The sequence below is a fragment of the Microvirga aerilata genome (assembly GCF_016743775.1).
In the GTDB taxonomy this organism is placed as follows: domain Bacteria; phylum Pseudomonadota; class Alphaproteobacteria; order Rhizobiales; family Beijerinckiaceae; genus Microvirga; species Microvirga aerilata.
In genome coordinates this window covers 76759-94880 of sequence record NZ_JAEQMY010000003.1, presented here as the reverse complement: position 1 = coordinate 94880, position 18122 = coordinate 76759, and the positions used below count along the sequence as shown (strand labels likewise).

Annotated in this window: 22 protein-coding genes and 1 tRNA gene; 10 read left to right on the top strand and 13 right to left on the bottom strand. The window is 64.6% G+C overall.

Annotation, left to right across the window (positions count from 1 at the left end):
• The first annotated feature begins 51 nt into the window (after positions 1-51).
• Positions 52-1212: an MFS transporter gene (locus JKG68_RS03310; protein ID WP_202055843.1), complete on the top strand. Its 1161-nt coding sequence runs from the start codon at positions 52-54 to the stop codon at positions 1210-1212.
• Positions 1213-1296: 84 nt separating this feature from the next.
• Positions 1297-2307 (top strand): patatin-like phospholipase family protein, encoded by a 1011-nt coding sequence (locus JKG68_RS03305; protein ID WP_202055842.1) that lies wholly within the window; start codon positions 1297-1299, stop codon positions 2305-2307.
• A 44-nt stretch (positions 2308-2351) separates the two neighbouring features.
• Here the strand turns inward: JKG68_RS03305 and JKG68_RS03300 are convergent, their stop codons facing one another.
• Both JKG68_RS03300 and JKG68_RS03295 read right to left on the bottom strand, forming a co-directional pair.
• On the bottom strand, positions 2352-2783 hold the full coding sequence (locus JKG68_RS03300; RefSeq protein ID WP_202055839.1) for a CBS domain-containing protein: 432 nt from the start codon (positions 2781-2783) through the stop codon (positions 2352-2354).
• 138 nt (positions 2784-2921) lie between these two features.
• Positions 2922-3737: a rhomboid family intramembrane serine protease gene (locus JKG68_RS03295; RefSeq protein ID WP_202055838.1), complete on the bottom strand. Its 816-nt coding sequence runs from the start codon at positions 3735-3737 to the stop codon at positions 2922-2924.
• 291 nt (positions 3738-4028) lie between these two features.
• Here JKG68_RS03295 and JKG68_RS03290 point away from each other — a divergent pair, with 291 nt between their 5' ends.
• Positions 4029-4712, top strand: coding sequence for a transglutaminase-like cysteine peptidase (locus JKG68_RS03290; RefSeq protein WP_202055837.1), 684 nt, complete (start codon positions 4029-4031; stop codon positions 4710-4712).
• Between the two features lie 67 nt (positions 4713-4779).
• Here the strand turns inward: JKG68_RS03290 and JKG68_RS03285 are convergent, their stop codons facing one another.
• From JKG68_RS03285 to cysE, 3 genes are all read right to left on the bottom strand, one after another.
• Entirely contained in the window at positions 4780-5310 is a 531-nt protein-coding gene (locus JKG68_RS03285) for a gamma carbonic anhydrase family protein (RefSeq protein WP_202055836.1), read from the bottom strand.
• 61 nt (positions 5311-5371) lie between these two features.
• The gene (locus JKG68_RS03280; protein WP_210346202.1) at positions 5372-5569 is read right to left on the bottom strand and encodes a DUF3126 family protein; all 198 of its coding nucleotides are present in this window, start codon (positions 5567-5569) and stop codon (positions 5372-5374) included.
• A gap of 107 nt (positions 5570-5676) precedes the next feature.
• Entirely contained in the window at positions 5677-6513 is an 837-nt protein-coding gene (cysE, locus tag JKG68_RS03275) for a serine O-acetyltransferase (RefSeq protein WP_202055834.1), read from the bottom strand.
• 79 nt (positions 6514-6592) lie between these two features.
• On the opposite strand from cysE, the gene JKG68_RS03270 reads away from it, so the two are divergent.
• Positions 6593-7393 (top strand): enoyl-CoA hydratase, encoded by an 801-nt coding sequence (locus JKG68_RS03270; protein ID WP_202055833.1) that lies wholly within the window; start codon positions 6593-6595, stop codon positions 7391-7393.
• Positions 7394-7402: 9 nt separating this feature from the next.
• Here the strand turns inward: JKG68_RS03270 and JKG68_RS03265 are convergent, their stop codons facing one another.
• Positions 7403-7894 (bottom strand): class I SAM-dependent methyltransferase, encoded by a 492-nt coding sequence (locus JKG68_RS03265; protein WP_202055831.1) that lies wholly within the window; start codon positions 7892-7894, stop codon positions 7403-7405.
• A 57-nt stretch (positions 7895-7951) separates the two neighbouring features.
• Positions 7952-8716, bottom strand: coding sequence for an alpha/beta fold hydrolase (locus tag JKG68_RS03260; RefSeq protein ID WP_202055829.1), 765 nt, complete (start codon positions 8714-8716; stop codon positions 7952-7954).
• Positions 8717-8862: 146 nt separating this feature from the next.
• Between JKG68_RS03260 and JKG68_RS03255 the strand changes: the two genes are divergently transcribed.
• The 4 genes from JKG68_RS03255 to JKG68_RS03240 all read left to right on the top strand — a co-directional run bounded on the left by JKG68_RS03255 (position 8863) and on the right by JKG68_RS03240 (position 10853).
• On the top strand, positions 8863-9126 hold the full coding sequence (locus JKG68_RS03255; protein WP_202055827.1) for a zinc-finger domain-containing protein: 264 nt from the start codon (positions 8863-8865) through the stop codon (positions 9124-9126).
• A complete protein-coding gene (locus JKG68_RS03250) occupies positions 9127-10314 on the top strand; it encodes an FAD-dependent oxidoreductase (protein WP_202055825.1) in 1188 nt (395 codons plus the stop codon). It abuts the gene before it with no gap.
• Between the two features lie 71 nt (positions 10315-10385).
• Positions 10386-10471 (top strand) — tRNA-Leu (locus JKG68_RS03245).
• A gap of 112 nt (positions 10472-10583) precedes the next feature.
• Positions 10584-10853, top strand: coding sequence for a hypothetical protein (locus JKG68_RS03240; RefSeq protein ID WP_202055819.1), 270 nt, complete (start codon positions 10584-10586; stop codon positions 10851-10853).
• A gap of 33 nt (positions 10854-10886) precedes the next feature.
• Here JKG68_RS03240 and JKG68_RS03235 read toward each other — a convergent pair whose 3' ends face one another.
• The 4 genes from JKG68_RS03235 to JKG68_RS03220 all read right to left on the bottom strand — a co-directional run bounded on the left by JKG68_RS03235 (position 10887) and on the right by JKG68_RS03220 (position 16015).
• Positions 10887-11225 (bottom strand): hypothetical protein, encoded by a 339-nt coding sequence (locus tag JKG68_RS03235; protein ID WP_202055818.1) that lies wholly within the window; start codon positions 11223-11225, stop codon positions 10887-10889.
• A gap of 391 nt (positions 11226-11616) precedes the next feature.
• Positions 11617-12015 (bottom strand): hypothetical protein, encoded by a 399-nt coding sequence (locus JKG68_RS03230; RefSeq protein WP_202055817.1) that lies wholly within the window; start codon positions 12013-12015, stop codon positions 11617-11619.
• 102 nt (positions 12016-12117) lie between these two features.
• Complete coding sequence (locus JKG68_RS03225; RefSeq protein WP_202055816.1) at positions 12118-15663, bottom strand: PAS domain S-box protein; 3546 nt, start codon at positions 15661-15663, stop codon at positions 12118-12120.
• 184 nt (positions 15664-15847) lie between these two features.
• A complete protein-coding gene (locus JKG68_RS03220; RefSeq protein ID WP_202055814.1) occupies positions 15848-16015 on the bottom strand; it encodes a hypothetical protein in 168 nt (55 codons plus the stop codon).
• 252 nt (positions 16016-16267) lie between these two features.
• Here JKG68_RS03220 and JKG68_RS03215 point away from each other — a divergent pair, with 252 nt between their 5' ends.
• The gene (locus JKG68_RS03215) at positions 16268-16489 is read left to right on the top strand and encodes a NepR family anti-sigma factor (protein ID WP_202055813.1); all 222 of its coding nucleotides are present in this window, start codon (positions 16268-16270) and stop codon (positions 16487-16489) included.
• Between the two features lie 66 nt (positions 16490-16555).
• Here JKG68_RS03215 and JKG68_RS03210 read toward each other — a convergent pair whose 3' ends face one another.
• Positions 16556-16945, bottom strand: a complete 390-nt coding sequence (locus JKG68_RS03210) for a hypothetical protein (RefSeq protein WP_202055812.1) — start codon at positions 16943-16945, stop codon at positions 16556-16558.
• Between the two features lie 125 nt (positions 16946-17070).
• On the bottom strand, positions 17071-17466 hold the full coding sequence (locus JKG68_RS03205) for a response regulator (protein WP_202055811.1): 396 nt from the start codon (positions 17464-17466) through the stop codon (positions 17071-17073).
• Positions 17467-17900: 434 nt separating this feature from the next.
• On the opposite strand from JKG68_RS03205, the gene JKG68_RS03200 reads away from it, so the two are divergent.
• Positions 17901-18089: a hypothetical protein gene (locus tag JKG68_RS03200; RefSeq protein ID WP_202055804.1), complete on the top strand. Its 189-nt coding sequence runs from the start codon at positions 17901-17903 to the stop codon at positions 18087-18089.
• Positions 18090-18122 lie beyond the last annotated feature (33 nt).

The window sequence follows — 18122 nt, the reverse complement described above, 5'->3', positions numbered from 1 at the left end:
CTCACAAGTGAACGGGTGCATTTTCCCGCGTTGCCCGGTAGAGATGGCCGGATGACACAACGTGACCTTTTTCTCGCCCGGGCGGCGGCAAGCGCCCTCTTCTTCGGCAACGGCTTCGGCATCGGCACCTGGGCGGCCCAGCTTCCCCGGTTCAAGGTGGCGCTCGGGCTGTCGGACGGGCAGCTCAGCCTCGGTCTCCTAGCCTTTTCCCTCGGCGCCGTCGCGCTGATGCCGGTGATCGGGTGGGCGGTTGCCGTTGTGGGAAGCCGGACGATGACCCTGATCGCGGCCTTTTCCTTCGCGGCGGCGCTGCTTCTGCCAGGCTTCGCCCCGAGCCTGGGCCTCTTCGTCGTCGCTTCCCTGGTGGCCGGAGCCTGCAACGGCACCATGGACATCGCGATGAACACCAACGCCACCGTGGTGGAGAAGGCCTGGGGCTCGGCGATCATGTCGTCCTTCCACGCCTTCTTCAGCCTCGGCGGTCTTGCGGGAGCGGCCGTCTCCGGCCTCCTCATCTCCCTCGATGTCGGCATCGCGCCGACGCTTCTCCTGTCCTGTTCAGGAATGGGCCTTCTCTTCCTCCTGGCTGCCTTCTGGACCATGGGAGAGACGGATAGGACGACGGAGGGCCATGGCTTTGCCTGGCCTCGCGGAGCCGTCATCCTCCTGGCGGTGCTCGCCATGTTCTGCTTCATTGTCGAAGGCGCCATCGTCGACTGGTCGGCGATCTATCTCCAGACCGTTGCCGGCGCGAGCCTGGAGGCCGCCGTCATCGGCTTTGCCGCCTTCTCGCTCGCCATGACGATCTGCCGGTTCATGGGCGACTTCGTGGTCCGTCACCTGGGCCGCGTCCGCACGATCCAGCTCGGCGGATTGCTCTCGGCCTTCGGGCTTGCCCTGGCGATGCTCCTGCCGCATCCGGTGCCCGCCTCCATCGGCTTCGCCCTCGTGGGCGTCGGCCTTGCCAACACCGTGCCGGTTCTCTTCAGCACCGCCGGCCAGATGGACGGGATCCCGCCCAGCATGGGGGTCGCCATGGTGGCGACGCTGGGCTATGGCGGCCTGCTGCTCGGTCCGCCGCTCATCGGCTTCGGCGGGGAGCTCCTCAGCCTGCGCGCCATGCTGGGCCTGCTCATCGGCTTCGCCTTCATCATCATCGTCATGTCGCAGCGGGCTTTGCAGCGCTCAACTGTTCAGTTTTCCTCAACCTGACCTAATTGAAACTTTGAGGCGCCATTCACGCCCTCTTCATCAGAGCCTGGCATGAATAGGAGGCAAGTGCCTTGGAGTTGAACGATGTTGTGGGACGGGATCGCCCGGCGCAGCGCCGGGTCGGGGGGCGGCGGCGGCGTGGCGGACATCAAGCCCCCCATTGAGCGCGAGCCCCGGTCGAAGGTGAGGATCGGTCTGGCGCTGGGCGGCGGCGCCGCGCGGGGCTGGTCCCATATCGGCGTTCTGCGGGTCCTCAACGAAGCCGGCATCGTTCCCGACGTGATTGCCGGCTGCTCCATCGGCGCGGTGGTGGGCGGCTGCTACGCGGCGGGCAAGCTCGACGAGCTGGAGGCATTCGCCCTGTCGCTCACCAAGCGGCGCGTGATGGGGCTTCTTGATTTTCATTTCAGCGGAGCGGGTCTGATCGCCGGGGGGCGCCTGCAGCGCCTGCTCGATCAGGATCTCACCGACAAGCGGGTCGAGAACCTGCCGGTCAGGTTCTGCACCATCGCCACCGAGCTCGTGAGCGGACACGAGATCTGGCTGACCCGCGGCCCCCTCGTCCAGGCCATGCGGGCGTCGTATGCCCTTCCGGGTGTTTTCGATCCCGTGATGATCGGAGGCCGCTGGCTGATGGATGGCGCATTGGTCAACCCTATCCCCATCACGGCTGCCCGCGCCCTGGGCGCCGACATCGTGATCTGCGTGAACCTCAACGGCGAGGTGCGCGTGCGCGGGACGGTCATCCAATCCTACGACACCGAGGACAGCGACGAGCAGGAGATCGAGCAGGCCATCGGGGACGCTCCCCGGCGCTGGGGCATCTTCCCAGGCTCGCGGGGAGACAAGCCGCGCAAGCCGAATGCGCCCGGGATGGCGACCGTGATGGTCGACGCCTTCAACATCACCCAGGACCGCATTGCCCGCTCGCGGCTGGCCGGCGACCCGCCGGACATCATGGTAGCCCCCAAGCTGGCGAAGATGGGCCTGTTCGAGTTTCACCGGGCGCAGGAATGCATCGCGCTCGGCAAGCAGGCCACGGAACGCGCCCTGCCGGACCTTCTCGAGCTGCTGCAGGAGTCGCAGGCTCGCTGAAGCTTTCCGTGCGAGGTGGGCGCATTCCGGCCGGAACGCCTCCGTCAGGCGGTTGCGATATATTCCTTGATCGCCTGGGCCTCGGCCTCGACCTCCTCGAGACGCAGCTTCACCACGTCTCCGATGGAGATGATGCCCGCAAGGCGCCCGCCTTCCACCACCGGGACGTGCCGGAATTTCTGCTCGGTCATCAGCTCCATCACGTCGTTGATGGAGGTCTGGCCCGTGCAGGTGACCACTTTCTCGGTCATGAAACGGGAGACCGGCTCCTCCAGAGCTTTGATGCCCTGCGCGGCGACGGCCCGAACGATGTCGCGCTCGGAGATGATGCCCGAGACCGGCCTCTGACCGTCCACGATGAGAAGGGCGCCGATCCTGCGTTCCGAGAGAACCTTGACTGCTTCGCTCAAGGCCTGTGCGGGCTCTATGGTGACCACGTCGCGGCCCTTGAGTTCAAGGATCTTGTTGACGATCATATTTTCCCTCCCGTTGCGCGAAGGCGAAAGACCGTCAGCCCCCGCATCCGCAAGGCTGATGCCGGGTTCCTGCCCCCGTGACACGGGATCAAGAACCCTCCGTCAGCCTCAAGATGATCGGGGCAAACCGTGTCGGTTTCAAGCCGAGATGCGGCGGGGCCTGGCAGGAAGCGGGTCCAGCAGGGGGAAAACGAGAAGCCCTACGACGAAGCCGCCGATATGCGCCTCCCAGGCGATGCTCGCATCCATGAGACCCAGGGGCTGGACGAAGGCGAACACGTAGTTGGTGACGAACCATATTCCTAGGAAGATCAGAACCTGCCGGTTGCGGACCATATGCCCGATGGTCTCGCGCGGTCGCTCGTGGGGCTGGGTCAGGCGCCCTTCCCAATGCCAGGAGGCAGGCGCGAACATGAACCACGATGCCGCCGCCATGAGGCCGGAGACGGCGCCGGATGCGCCGATCATCGGCAGAACCTGCAGCGGGTTCATCAGCACGTAGAGAACGGCGCCGCCAATGGCCGATGCCGCCAGCAGGATGAAGAGACGTCCGGCTCCGCACCGCCTGACGATGGGCGTCCCGAAGGCGGCCAGCCAGACGCTGTTGATGAGCACGTGCGCCCAGGAGCCATGCAGGACCGCGTAGGTCAGCGCCGTGAGGGGGCGCCCCTCCCCGCCGTCCAGGACATACTGAGCAAGGGCCATGAGCGGGGTGAGCGTATCCTCCGCCACGCCCTCGCGCAGGGAGGTCATGACCTCCTCGGCCTGAACTCCCCCGAACGCCACCGACCAGCGGGCCGGAATCACGGCCCAATCGATGATCAGGGTGAAATCGGTTTCCTCCGACAGGAGAAGCCGGGCGGCATGGATGCCGACGAGGGCCAGCAGGCAGAGAGTGATGGCGGCCGGCAGGTTGAGGATCGGCTCACGGGTGCGGGGCTGATTTGGGGACATGAACGGCTTTTGATGGGTGGCCGGCACAACTTCTCATGACGGCGGCGTTGCGGAGGGCGCGTCGGGTCAGCCCTATGTGGCCTCTCGGCCGAGAAAAACCAACAGGTTAGCGCAAGCTCCCCGATCCTCGCGAGGAGCCGGGTTCCTCATCGGCGCTCATGGTTGAAATTTTCGTTAACCATAACGGAACCGGTCCAAGCGCGACGCGTTAACTCACCTTTTACTTTCCGCTTGAGCCTTAAATGTAAGCATGTCAGTTTGGTTAAAAGAAGATTAACCGGCTGGTGGGGCATGCGGCAGGATTATTTCAAGAACGGCCTTTTCCGTGGCTTAAATGGGAAGTCGGCCTTTTCGGGCACATTCGCAAAAGCGTTTCTTCTCGGATTATCCTTCCTGCTTTCAGGCGCTACCGTTCAGGCTCAAACCCTGGCGGCCCTGCCGGTCACCAGCAGCCCGATTTCGAGCATGGGCGCTGCCAAGCCCCTTCAGGGCTGGTCCAAGTTTTGCGAGACTTACCGGTCCGAATGCGCCGTCAGCGTGAGCGAGGCCGATGTGATCGAGCTTACGCCGCAGGTCTGGAAGATCATCGTTTCGGTTAACCAGCGCGTGAATTCCGGCATCAAGGCCGTGACCGACGCGGACCACTTCGGCGTCGTCGACACCTGGGGCTTTCCCGATGACGGCCAGGGCGACTGCGAGGACTTCCAGCTTCTCAAGCGCCGCCTGCTCGTCGAGAGCGGCCTGCCCCGCCGCGCCATGCGCATGACCGTCGTGATCGACGAGCTGGGCGAAGGCCATGCCGTGCTGATGGTGCGCACGAACCGCGGCGATTTCATCCTCGACAACAAGACCTCATCGATCCTGCCCTGGCACCGGACCGGCTACGTCTACATCAAGCGCGAGAGCCAGGACACGGTCGGCTGGGTTTCGCTGGGCGGCATCGCCTCCTCGCCGACCACCACCGCAAACCGCTAATGAAAACCGGCGCCATGGGCGCCGGCTTTTCCATTCACTCCATCGATGTGGCAGCTTGCGAGGCGGATCAGTCGATCCGCCTCATTCCTTTCGAGAACCGCTTCCAGTTGTCCACATAGCTCCGGGCCGACCAGCGGAGCCGTTCGATGGCCGCTTCGTCGAGCACCCGGATGGCCTTGGCCGGTGCGCCGACGATCAGTGAGTTGTCCGGGAATTCCTTGCCTTCCGTCACGAGTGCATTGGCGCCCACGAGGCAGTTCGCGCCGATGCGCGCGTGGTTCAGGATGGTCGCTCCCATGCCGATGAGCGAATTCTCGCCGATGGTGCAGCCGTGCAGGATGGCCTTGTGCCCGACCGTGCACCCTGCCCCGACGGTCAAGGGCGCGCCCATATCCGTGTGGAGCAGCGCCCCTTCCTGGATGTTGGTGGCCTCATTGACATCGATCAGCTCATTGTCGCCGCGCAGCACGGCCCCGAACCAGACTCCCACATCCCGCGCCAGCCGGACCTTGCCGATCACGTGGGCATCCGGAGCGATCCAGAAGCGATCCGGCTCGGGCAGAATCGGGGCGATGTCGTCGAGGCTGTAGATCGGCATCTTCGGTCCGCGATGTGAGGGGCAGCAGAACTTTTGAGAATTCTGCTGCGAAAGGCGCCTCTTATTCCTCGATATCCGTATCGAGGATGGCCATGGTGAAGTTGAAGGAGCGGTCCCCGTCCTCATCGTCGACGAAGAGCACGCCGACGAATTCCTCACCGATATAAACTTCCGCCGAATCGGTCTTTTTCGGACGACCGACCACGCGGATCGAGTGGTTCGCAAAGGTCTGGCGCAGATAGCGCTCGACTTTAGCCATCTCGTTTTTTTCCACTACAGGTCCTTTCTTGATGTCACGGATGCTGACTTGCCATGCCCCGCCAACGCGGGCAAGCGGCGTTGGGTCCCCTGAAGGGACCACTTGTCCTAGATTCCGTCGGACTGCGAGAAGCAATGATCCATGGAGCGGGCGGGCTCCGCGCATCCGGCGGTGCCGACAACCTTCGCCGGAATGCCGGCCACCGTGGCGTTATGGGGCACCGGCTGCAGCACCACGGAGCCGGCGGCGATTCTCGCGCAATGGCCGACCTCGATGTTGCCCAGGATCTTGGCGCCGGCGCCGATCAGCACCCCATGGCGGATCTTCGGATGCCGGTCGCCGCGCTCCTTGCCGGTTCCGCCGAGCGTCACGTCCTGGAGCATCGAGACGTTGTCCTCGATGACGGCGGTCGCCCCCACCACGAGCCCGGTGGCGTGATCGAGGAAGATGCCGCGCCCGATGCGGGCCGCCGGATGGATGTCCGTCTGGAACACGGCGGAGGAGCGGCTTTGAAGATAAAGGGCAAAGTCCTGCCGCCCCCGCTTCCACAGCCAGTGCGCGAGACGGTGGGTCTGGATGGCGTGAAAGCCCTTGAAGTAGAGCACGGGCTCGACCGCCCGCGTCACGACGGGGTCCCGGTCGAGCACGGCGCTGATGTCGGCCCGGAAGGCCGCCCCCATGGTGTTGTCCTGCTCGACCGCCTCAAGGAAGATCTGCTCGATGATGTCGGCCGGCACCGCCGCATGGCCCAGGCGCGAAGCGACCCGGTGGATGACGGCGGCCTCGAGGCTCGGCTGGTGAAGCAGGGAGCTGAGAGCGAACCCGGCAAGGGCAGGCTCGGCCTGCACGATAGCCTCGGCCTCCGCGCGCAGGCGATCCCAGATCGGGTCCACCTTCCCGGCAACCGGTTCGTGCACTCCCGGCTTCAGGCGCGTTTGTGTCATGATAGTCTCCCTGCCGGCTCAGCTATCGCATAAGCATAGATAATAAGCCCCGGCCCCTTACCACAGATCCAAGCAAGCCATGACCTACTCTTTTTCACCGTCGACCGCCAAGATCGCCGTCTCTCTTTCCGACGGCATCGCGACGGTGGCCATCGACAATCCGTCCAAGCACAACGCCGTCGACCTCGAGATGTGGAAGGCGTTTCCGGCCCTCATGGCCGCCCTCGACCGGGACCCGCAGGTTCGGGTGGCGATCCTGCGAGGGGCCGGCCGCGATTCCTTCGCCTCCGGCGCCGACATCGCGGAGTTCGAGACGGTGCGGGCGAATGCGCAGGGCGGGAGGCTCTACGAGGCTGCCAACGAAGCGGCCTTCTGGGCCGTGGCCCATTGCTCGAAGCCAGTCATCGCCATGATTCGCCGCTTCTGCCTCGGCGGGGGCTTCGGGCTGGCCCTGTCCTGCGACCTGCGGGTCGCATCGGAGAACGCCGTCTTCGGGATTCCGGCCGCCCGGCTCGGCATCGGCTACCCGCCCGGCGCCATGAAGCTCGTGACCGCCGCCGTCGGCGCGCCGGCCGCGAAGGACCTGTTCTTCACCGCACGGCGGATCGACGCGAAGGAGGCCGAGCGCCTCGGGGTCGTGCAGCGGGTGGTGCCGGACGGTGAGCTGGAATCGGCCACCCAGGCGCTTGCCGAAGGCATCGCCCGGAACGCGCCCTTGACGATCAGGGCCGCCAAGGCCGCCATCGACGAAGCGGTCGGGACGATGCGCCCCGATGTGGACCCTCTGGCTCTTGCCGATCTGTGCTTCGACAGCGCCGATGCGGTGGAAGGCCGCAAAGCCTTCCTGGAGAAACGGGATCCGGTGTTTTCTGGTCGCTGATGCTCGTTCTCAGGCGTTCCGGCGATAAACGAAGTAGCGGCCCTCCGGCACATCCGTTTGCGAGGAGATGTCCTCGCAGGAGGGCAGCTCGAAGGCCCGGTCCGCGATGAGGAGCCCTCCCGGCCGAAGCAGGGCTTCGAGAAGCGGCGAGAGGCGCAGGGCCAGCTTGCGGTTCGCCTCCTGATCGCCCGTGCCGATGTCGGTGTGGATCAGGGCCGCCGAGCCCCTACCGAATCGTTCGATAAAGGCCGGCAGGGTCTCAAAGATGTCGCCCACGATCAGGTAGCCCTCCGGCGGATAGCAGTCGGGATGAGCTGCGGGCGAGCGCTCGAACGCATAGATCTCGCGTCCCGGCAGCTTGGTTCTCAGGTGATCGTAGGTCCGCCCGTTGCCGAGCCCGAGTTCGAGCACGAGCCCATCGGGGCCAAGCTCCTCAGTGGCCCAGTTCAAAAGATCGCGCTGGGCGGTGAGCCGGCGAATAACGCTGTCGAGTCGGGTCATCCGTTTCTCCTGTCCCTCGGCCTCGGAGGGACCGTTCCTCAAATCGACGGCTGGGGCTCAGGGCCTGCCGGCCAGGAAGTCCAGCACGCCCTGCTTGTGCACCTTGTCGCCCACGGCAAGGTTGTGGTCGCGGCCCGGGATGTCGAGGGCCGTCGCGTTCGGCATCAGCCGGACGAGCTCCGGGCCCGAGCCCGCCACATCGTCGTTGGTGCCCACGGACACCAGGGTCGGCAGCGTGATGGAAGCGACCTCGGCCTTGGTCAGCGCCTGCCGCGACCCGCGGATGCAGGCGGCAAGCGCCCGCAGATCGCTCCTGGTCTGCTCGGCGAAGGCGCGGAACATGCGCTGCATCGGGTCGGTCAGCTCATCGAGCGAGGGCACCTCCATGGCATCCGCGATGCCGAGCGGCAGGCCTACCCCATCGACGAGATGAAAGCCCAGGCCGCCGAGAAGGGCCGAGCGCATGCGCTCAGGGGCAGCGAGCGCCATATGGGCGGTGATCCGCGCGCCCATGGAATAGCCCATTACGTCGGCCCGCTCGATGTCGAGATGATCGAGAAGACGGGTGGCGTCCTCGGCCATGCGGTAGGAGTGATAGGCTTCGGGATCGTAGAGCTTCTCGCTCTCTCCATGGCCCCGGTTGTCGAACGCGATCACCCGGTAGCCGGCCCGCGCGAGGGTTTTGATCCAGAGCGTATTCGCCCAGTTCACCACATGGTTCGAGGCGAAGCCGTGGATGAGGAGGATCGGATCGCCCTGCCCCTCGTGAGGCGGCACATCCACATAGGCGATGCTCACGCCGTTGGAATTGAAGTAGCGCATGGAACCCAGGGTGTTCGGTGGATCGGGCGGCTGGGCGCAACCTAAGCACCGGGGCGGCCGGATGCAATCGCTGGAATTTTGCTCTAGGCGCATGGCCGTTCGGCCATTATGGTGCGCGCGAATTTCATCGCTTCAGAGCAACGGCAATGGCTGACAAAGGCACACCCCACTTCCACAACGATCCGGGCGTTCCCGTCATTCACGTGGGCTCGAAGGAGTTCATGTGCATCGGAGCGACGCCTCCCTTCGATCACCCCCATGTCTTCATCGACATGGGCTATGACAACGAGACCATCTGCTCCTACTGCTCGACCCTCTTCAAGTACGATCCTTCCCTGAAGGCCGACGAGGCACGCCCCGCCGAGTGCGTGTGGGAGCCCGATTTCGCAACCTCGGATTCCTCGCGCTAAGTGCCCCATCTGTCGATTGCGGTCGTCGGCGCCGGCATCGGTGGCCTGACGGCGGCGCTGGCGCTTGCGCGCCAGGGCCACGCCGTCACGCTCATCGAACGGCGAACCGGCTTCAGCGAGGTCGGCGCCGGCCTCCAGCTCTCGCCGAACGCCAGCCGGATTCTGATGAAGCTGGGCTTGAGCGCGGCCCTGCGCCGGGTCGTCACCGAGCCGCGGCGGGTGGTCGTGCGCAGCATCCGCTCGGGCAAGCCCATCGGGCAAGTGGCGCTGGGAGCCTTCATGCGCGAGCGCTTCGGGGCGCCCTACTGGGTGGTGCACCGGGCCGACCTCCAAACCCTGCTCCTCGATGCCGTCCGCTCCGAGCCCTCGATCCGCCTCGTCATGGGCCGGACGGTCGAGAGCGTGGAGGACGGGCCGGGCCAGGCCGCTCTCACCTGGACTTCAGCCGGCGGAGCGCGCGAGAGCGTCACGGCCGACATGGTCATCGGAGCCGATGGGGTCTGGTCAAAGGTCAGGCAGGCGCTCGGGGACAGTGATGCCCCGGCCTTCCGCAGGTTCATCGCCTGGCGGGCCACCTTCGAGCGAAGCGCGGCTCCGGCGGAACTGGCCGGTGACGAGACCGGGTTGTGGCTCGGCCCGCAGGGCCACGTGGTGCACTACCCGATTGCCGGCGGCCGTCTCGTCAACGTCGTGGCGATCGAGAGAAGCACGATCCCCGTGGAAGGCTGGGCCGCCCCAGGGAACCGGGATGACCTGTTGGCCCGCTATGCCTCGGCGGCGCCTGCGTTGAAATTCCTTCTGGCCCAGCCGCCCGAATGGCTGCGCTGGTCGCTCTACGACCATCCCGCGAAACGGCTCGCGGGTGCGCGCATCGCTCTCCTCGGCGATGCCGGGCACCCAGTCCTGCCCTTCCTGGCCCAGGGCGCGGCGCTCGCCATCGAGGACGCCGCCACCCTTGCGTCCCTCCTGGGCGGGGAGCAGCCGGACATTCCAAGGCTTCTGCAGGTTTATGAGGAGCAGCGCCTCGGCCGCGCGAGGCGGGTCCAGACCGAGGCGCGCCGGAACGGGCGCATCTATCATGCAGGTGCCCTCGTGGCCTTCGGGCGCAACCTGGTCATGCGCCATCTTGGACCGGAGGGCATGACCAAGCGGTACGACTGGCTTTACGGCGTCCACACCCCTGAATAGGGCTCCCGTCCAGAGGCCCGCACAGTTGCACTTGCGCTTGGGCTCGCGGCCCGATAACCCTCGTGGCTGAAGCGGACGTGGCGAAACTGGTAGACGCAAGGGACTTAAAATCCCTCGGGCTTTGCCCGTGCGGGTTCGACCCCCGCCGTCCGCACCATCCTCAAGAATTCCCGACCTTTCACGCGCAGCGGTCCGGATATTCGATAGTTGGAATTGACTCTCGCAGGCATACTGGCAAGCTGGGTGGCCTTAGGAAAAGGCCATTGCTTATGGACTTGGCAGTATCCCTGCTCATGATTGCCGTCAGTTTCTTCGGGATGCTTTGGCTGCTGCTCTTCTGGTTTGGAGACGCACGCGCGAGGACTATAATCCCCTACACGGATGCAGCCGTTCTTGCCGATGGCGGGGATGCGGAGATCGAACCGTCACGGCCGTTCATTCCCATGCCGGATCACCTTCAAACCAACCATGAGATGGTGGCCTGGATGACGCAGGATCTTCCAAAGCTCATGGCCGCAATGCCAAACCCTCGCACGTAAGGACCAGTGGCCTCGTGCGAGGGTTCGCGTTCGTCAGTCGCAGCGCCGGATCCGGCGGGTCACGGTGCGGCCCCACTCATTCTCTTCCTGAATGGTGATGTTGCGGCAGTTGGACTCGTAAGCACCATAGCTCCGCGAGTCGCGGCGCGCATCCCGGCGCCCTTCCTCGTAAGCCCGCGCGCGGTCCGACTCGCGACGCTCACGCCACCTCTCGCGACGCTCGTACCGTTCTTGCGCCGGATCGCGGACGCCGATTTGAGGACGCCCGTCAGGGCCGATGCCGAAATTCAGCTGCGGCTGAGCCATCGACGGCGATGCACCAATCAAGCTGGAGCCGATCATGGCAGCTGCAAGGATAGCGATTTTTCTCATAGGCAAATTCCCTATTCAATAATCGCGATCCAACGCCCCTGTTCACCCTGAGTTCCAGATTTACTTCAGGCGCTACTCGGGCGTCATCCGATGCATCTGCATCGCAATAGGATTATACTTGCTGGATGCTTCCATTATTCCTGATTGTTGCCGGCGGCAAATCAGGACAGAAACAGCGCCGAAGCCACCACGCTCGCCACAACCATGAAGACCAGCATGAGCGGCGCTGCCATCGCCATCGAGGCAATCAGGAAAAGCGAGAGGCTGAGGCTACGCATGACAAGGCTCCTGGTGTTCCGAACCAGGAGCCTATGGTGAACAGTCCTTAAAAATTGCTAACCGTCGATGCCCGAGACCTGTGTCGCGGCGCTCCCCTTCGGCAACCCCGGGATCAACGGGAGGGCGCAAGGAGCGGTCGAGCGGATTTGTCCTGGAGCGGAATTTTGTTCTCATGAAACCGGCGCACCGCATCGGAGGCGACGCTGATCTTCACGATGCCTGAGCTCTGGCCAGCGCCCGGCGCGTCGCAATCCTGCATGGCGAAGACTTCGTTCGCCTTGGGATTGTAGAACGTCCTTACCTTGCGATTATAGGTCCAGGGCTCGTCGCTGCAGTTCCGGCCGAACGCCCCAAGGGTGTTTTCAACGGCCGTCCATTTGAGGCCGGCATTCGGGCACGAACCCTCATACTGCCCGCTATAGGCTCCCAGACGCGGATAACACCCCGTCTGGGCCTGCGATGCGCCAAGGCTCGCCAAGAGAACCGCGGCGGAAAGGATCGTTCTGGCCATCAACGTCTTCCAAGACAACTAACGGCCAAGATTATCAATTCAGGTTACGCTAGGGAATACGTAAGAGTCCTAGCGCCGTCGGAATATTGGCGGTGGAGAGGCTCAAGCCCCGTCGAGAAGCCCTCTCACGCGTTCGGCTAGGCTCGCCGCCGCGAAGGGCTTGGTGATCAGGTGCACCCCCTCGTCCAGGCGTCCATGGTGGATGATGGCGTTGCGCGTGTAGCCTGTGGTGAACAGCACCTTCAGATCGGGGCGAAGCCTCAGCGCCTCATCCGCCACCTTGCGCCCGTTCATGGGCCCGGTCAGCACCACATCTGTGAACAGAAGGGCGATCTCGTGGCGATGCGCCTCCAGGAGCTTCAGGGCGGTCGGTCCATCCTCTGCCGACAGCACCCGGTAGCCTGCCTCCTCCAGAACGGAGATCGAGAACTCCCGCACCATGATCTCGTCCTCCACGACAAGGATCGTTTCTCCCTTGACCGCGGCCGGAGGCGCCGCAACCGGCTCCTCCGCCTGAGGGCTCCGGACCTTATCGTCGCTGCGGAGGATGCGGGGGAAGTAGAGCTTGACGGTCGTGCCTTCGCCGGGCTCTGAATAGATCGCCGCGTGGCCGCCCGACTGCCGGGCAAAGCCGTAGACCTGGGCCAGGCCGAGCCCTGTCCCCTTGCCCACCGGCTTGGTGGTGAAGAAGGGCTCGAACACCTTCGCCCTCACATCGGGGGTCATTCCCGTTCCGGTGTCGGATACGCTTACCATCACGTATTGGCCCGCCTTCACCTCCCCGTTCGTGCTGGCCGCATAGGCCTCGTCCAGGTAGGCGTTGGCGGTTTCCAGGGTCAGCTTGCCCCCGTCGGGCATGGCGTCGCGGGCGTTGACCGCAAGGTTGAGCACGGCGCTTTCCAGCTGGTTCGGGTCTGCCTCCGTGCGCCAGAGCCCGCCGGCCAGCACCGTCTCGATGGCGATGTTCTCGCCGATGGTGCGCCGGAGCAGCTCGGACATGCCGGAGACGATCTTGTTCAGATCCAGAACCTCCGGCTGGAGCGGGGACTGGCGCGAGAAGGCGAGCAGGCGATGGGTGAGCTGGCCCGCGCGCCTGGCCCCCTCCAGGGCGTTGTCGAGGTTGCGGATCAGCCTTCCGTCGCCCGATCCTTCAACCCTGCGCCGGAGCATGTCGAGATTGCCTGTCACAACGGTGAGCAGGTTGTTGAAATCGTGCGCGACACCGCCCGTGAGTCGGCCAACCGCCTCCATCTTCTGGGCCTGGCGGAGCTGGGCTTCGATCTTTTCCCGCTCGGCGATAGCCTCGGCGATGCGCTGCTCCAGGGTGGCGTTGAACTCTCTGAGCGCCTCCCCGACCCGTTTTTCCTGGTCAATGTCGAGGCACGCCACCACTCCGGCGACGATCTGCCCGGAGCCGTCCCTGACGGGCGCCGCAATCAGGCGGACCCAGGTCTTGCGGCCGTCGCCGCGCTGGTACAGCACCTCCAGTTCGGGCCGCTCCTCCTGGCCTAGGAGGGCGCGGGAGAGCGGGTATTCCGGCCCTTCCACCTGCCGCCCGTCCGGATGGTAGCAGACCCATTCCCGGTAGCTTTCCAGGCTATCCGAGGGCAGGACCGGATGCCCGAAGATGCGCTCGACCTGAGGATTGCCGCCGATGATGCGCCCCGAGGGTGCTTCCGCGATGACGATGCCGACCGGAACGGTGTCGAGAATGGCCTGCAGGCGGCGCTGGCTCTCGGCCAAGGCCTCTTCCGTGCGCTTGCGCTCGGTGATGTCGATGACGACCCCCGGAAAGCGCGCCGGACCGCCTGCCTCGTCGTGATAGCAGCGGCCGCGGGCCGTCACCCAACGGGTGGCTCCTCCCAGCCCGATCACCCGGTATTCGGCCGAGAAATCGCTGCCGTCCGCCAGGGCCCGCTCGATCTCGGCGGTGACGTGGTCGCGGTCCTCGGGATGCATGCCGGCCAGGTATGCCGAGACGGGGGCTCCTTCCGCCGCTTTCTTCGGATCGACCCCGAAGAGAACCGCGAAGGCATCGTTGGTGTGAATCCGGTCTGTCGGGACGTCCCAGTCCCACGTTCCGATGCCGCCGGCCGCCTCGAGGGCGAAACGGAAGCGCTCCTCGCTTGCCCGTAAGGCAGCCTCCATGGCGCGCTGGTCGGTCATGTCCACCGACATGCCGGCAACGCCGATGATCCGGCCGCTCAGGTCGCGCAGAGGTGCTTTCGTGGTGCGATAGATCGTGGTGGCGCCCTCAGGCGACGTGAAAACCTCGTCAACCACCTCGACACGACCGGTCTCGACCACCTGGCGGTCATTGGCGGCATGTGCCTCACCTTCCACGGGATCCGCGATGAAATCGAGCGAGGTGCGCCCCAGGACGCGCTCGGCCGGCATTCCAAGGGCGGCGAGCGTCGCGGGATTCGCATAGATCATCCGGCCGTCCCGGTCCTTGGCATAAACCAGGTTCGGGGTGGAGGCGCCGATCGCCTCAAGAAGCGCCACGCTTTCGCGAAGCGCCGTCTCCGCCGCGTTCCGCTCCCGCTCGCGGGCGCGCAGGTCCACGGATGCGGCCGTCAGCGCATCTCCGACCTTGGCCACCTCGCGCAGCCGCGTGGGCAAGGGCTCAACGGTCTCGCCGCGCCCCAGCGCGGCCGCCCGCTCCGCCAGCATCAGCATGGGACCGGTGATGCGCCGCCCAAAGAACAAGGCCAGAATCATCGAAAGAAGCGTGAGGGCGGCTCCGAACCAGGCCATGTACCAAAGGGATCGCCTGAGAGGCGCGGCAAGATCCGAATCGCGTACCCCGACCGCAACGCGCCAGTCGGACAACTGGGAACGGGCATAAGCGCCGAGAACGGCCTGCCCATCGATGGTGAAGCCTTTCCAGGTGCCCTCGAGGCCGGTGGTGTTCTCCTGCAGGTCCTTCGTCGCAGGCTTGCCGGCAAACTCCGCGTGACGGGTGTTGCGTGCGAGGATGGTGCCTTGGCGGTCGATGATCGCGACGGTCCAGCCCTGGGGAACACCCCCGCCTGCGGCGAGCCTCTGAAGACGTTGAACGGGGGCGCTGATCGAGAGCAGATAGGCCACTGCCCCGTCGCGCATCACGGGCGTCGTGATCGCGAAGGCAGCCTCAGCCGAGTTCGTGCGGGAGAAAAAGCCGGAAACGACCGGCTGTCTCGAGGCGATCACTTCAGGATCGCCAGGAAGCACGACTCTGGGCAGCGGCTCCCCACGCGGCCGCCGTGCATTGACGAGCTCCTGGCCGTCCGGCGTCCGAAGAACCACGTTGAGCCCCTCCGCCAGGCCAGCCTGATTCAGCTGCCGGTGAAAGCTCTCCAGGTCGTTCCGCTGAAGATACGTGGAATAGACCAGCACGCCCAGGGCCGAGCGCAAGCCGGTCAGCTCCCGATCCACCGCTGCCGCGATTCCATGGGCCGTATCCAGAGCATCGCCCTCGAGCCGGGCACGCTCTGCCGCGGCGAACTGCCAGAGAATGAAGCCGACAAACACAAGGATCGGAAGAACCAGGCCTGCGCACAGAAGAGCAAGCTGAGACCTCAGCGACAGGCGCACTCCCCGGAAGCCCGTCCGGTCGGGCGCAGATGGAGCCAGATCCGTCTGCGGCGACGGCGGAATGGTTTGCATGACGCCCCGAACAGAGCCTTTTCGGGCCCTTCCAGCTTTAAGAGACCTCTTGCGGTGGATCACCACCGAGTGACCCCGGCTTTATAGGGACCTGCGGCGTCTTGGGAAGGGCCGGATTCGCACTAACGCACAAGGACGGCAGGCACTTCGTTGCAAGGTTCGGGAGCGGAAAGCACCCTGGCTCTCAGCGATTGCTCCAGGCTCTCAGGGCCAGGATGGGGGTGAGGATCGGCCATCCGAAGCCTGCGATCAGAATGTGGTCGAGACTGACCCCTTCCTCGCCGTCGATCATGGTCGACACCATCAGGAGCAGTATCACGCCGCCCAGATAGACCATCAAAACTTCACGCATCCCTCAGCCCCACTTTATCATTATGGTCGAGCTTTGAACCAGGGAGGGACGGAATCCAATGCGACCGGCAGTCGCCTCTCCGATCAAAGTGCACGCCCGAGGCGGATCCAGGAGGCAAAAGCGGCCTTGCGCCGCCATCAGGGGCGTCTTTTGGCGAACCGGAAAATTATTCTTTTCCAGAAACTTAACCGCAACTCAATCCAACTTCGCCCGTTCTCAGGCTCATGGATGTGCAACTGGAGGAGGTCAAGGATGTTCAGTCGGCTCCATCATCCTCATGCCGCGGGCGGGAACGGGGGCTGGAGCGTCGGCACCAGCGGCCTCACGGCGGCTGGCCAGTCTGAGCTTTTGAGGCATCTCGGACGTCAATTGCAGACCAGTTATCAAGGCGTCCTGAAAGAGCCGGCGCCTGACCGGATCAAGCAGTTGCTGGAGAGGCTCGAAAGAGATCGCGGCCAGGACGAGCACTTCTGAAGCCCAGCCCCTTTCCCGGACGGATCCGTCCGGGAAAGCTGACGATCTCTCGTGACATGCGGTCTTTTACCTGCGGCGGCCGTTCCGCTGGCTTGCGTTCCGCTGGTTCGCCTGGTGTCCCGCGGAAGCATCGCGAGGAATCAGGCTGTAGATCAGGAAGCCTGCGAGGACGCCGGCGCCCAGCAGGACATAAGGGTAGGATTTGGCCGTCTGCATCACGCCCGAGGCCGTCTGCCTGACCGAATACATGGGCCCCGAGGCATCATGGATCAGGCGCTCGGCTCGCTTCAGGTTCTCCTGGCGGGTGTGGATTTCCAGGTCGTAGCCCTCGCCGTCCTCATGCCCATGAAGCTCGATGCTGTTGCGGGCAAAGCCCCCGGAGACCAGACGCTGAACGGCCTGGTTGGCGGCCTTGCGGGATGGGAACGTGCCTGTGGCAACGGTGGTGTTTGGCATCAGTCAATCCTCTTACAAACTGCTGACGCCAATTCTCAGCAAGCGCCAAGGTTCCACTTCCCCGCCGATATGGCAGGCGAGCGGCGAGCTCGGAGGCTCGCCGGCTGCACCCTTGCAGATGCGGATCAGTTCCGACGATAGCCCTGGGCGGCCTTCTCGGCCTCCATCAGCACGTCGAGCGCCCTCCAGGGCTTCTGCATGAAGCGCACGTCGCGGGGCATGTCGTCCGTGTCCGGCTCCAGCGGGCGGCCGGAGGTGAGGACCGTGCGAACCCAGGGCCACTTGATGCGCACGGCGCGCACCAGATCCAGGCCGTTCATCAGACACGGAAGGCGGACATCCGCGAACAGGAAGGCGACCTCCTCCGAGTGCTGCCGCAGATAATCCAGAGCCTCCTCCGCGCTGGTCGTCTCCACGACCTTGAGGTCGGTCTCCTCCAGGAGGGCGGCCGCCAAACCCCGGACGTCAAAGTCATCCTCGACAATCAGGGCTACACGTTGAGGCTGGATCTTCTGTCCCATTCGGCTGTCTCCTCTGCCGGACAATGGTTATGGGAGCCCTCGCTGCGGTGCAGCTCCTGGCAGGCTCGATGGACCAACACAAAACCGGCGCCCTGGAACGCAATGCGGGAAATCGGCATGATGAAGGCAAGCACGCTGAACAACTTACGCGTTATGGAAGCCCCGAAAGCGGTCCTGCTCCCGGGCATGTCAAAATCGACTGATCCCGATCCGACGCAGCGATCGGGCTGAAAACCCTCATCACAGAACGGTGAACTCGGATCTCTGTTTCAGCTTGGCCATTGAGAAATTTGCCAGGCATGCATTTTTTTGACCTAGAGGAACCTGCCAGCACGGTGTAGCTTAACCTTAGAAGCGCACCCTTCTCACGCGAGATCCCTGCCGTGTTCAAGGAGACCCAGCTTCACCAGGAGTTCTTGGACCTGGAGCATCAAATGCGGCTTCTGGACCGAAGGCTGGCGGACGCGCTTCATCGCATTCGCCATGGATCCTCCGCAGATCTCATCGAGATCGCCCGCCGGGACGAAAGACAGCTCCTCACCGAGCTCGACCGGCTGATGACCCGCATGCGCGCCATCGAAGGACAGCTGCTGCAGATCCAGAAACACGCGACACGTCACTGAAGGACGTGGAAACAGCAAGGCAACCGGGAACGG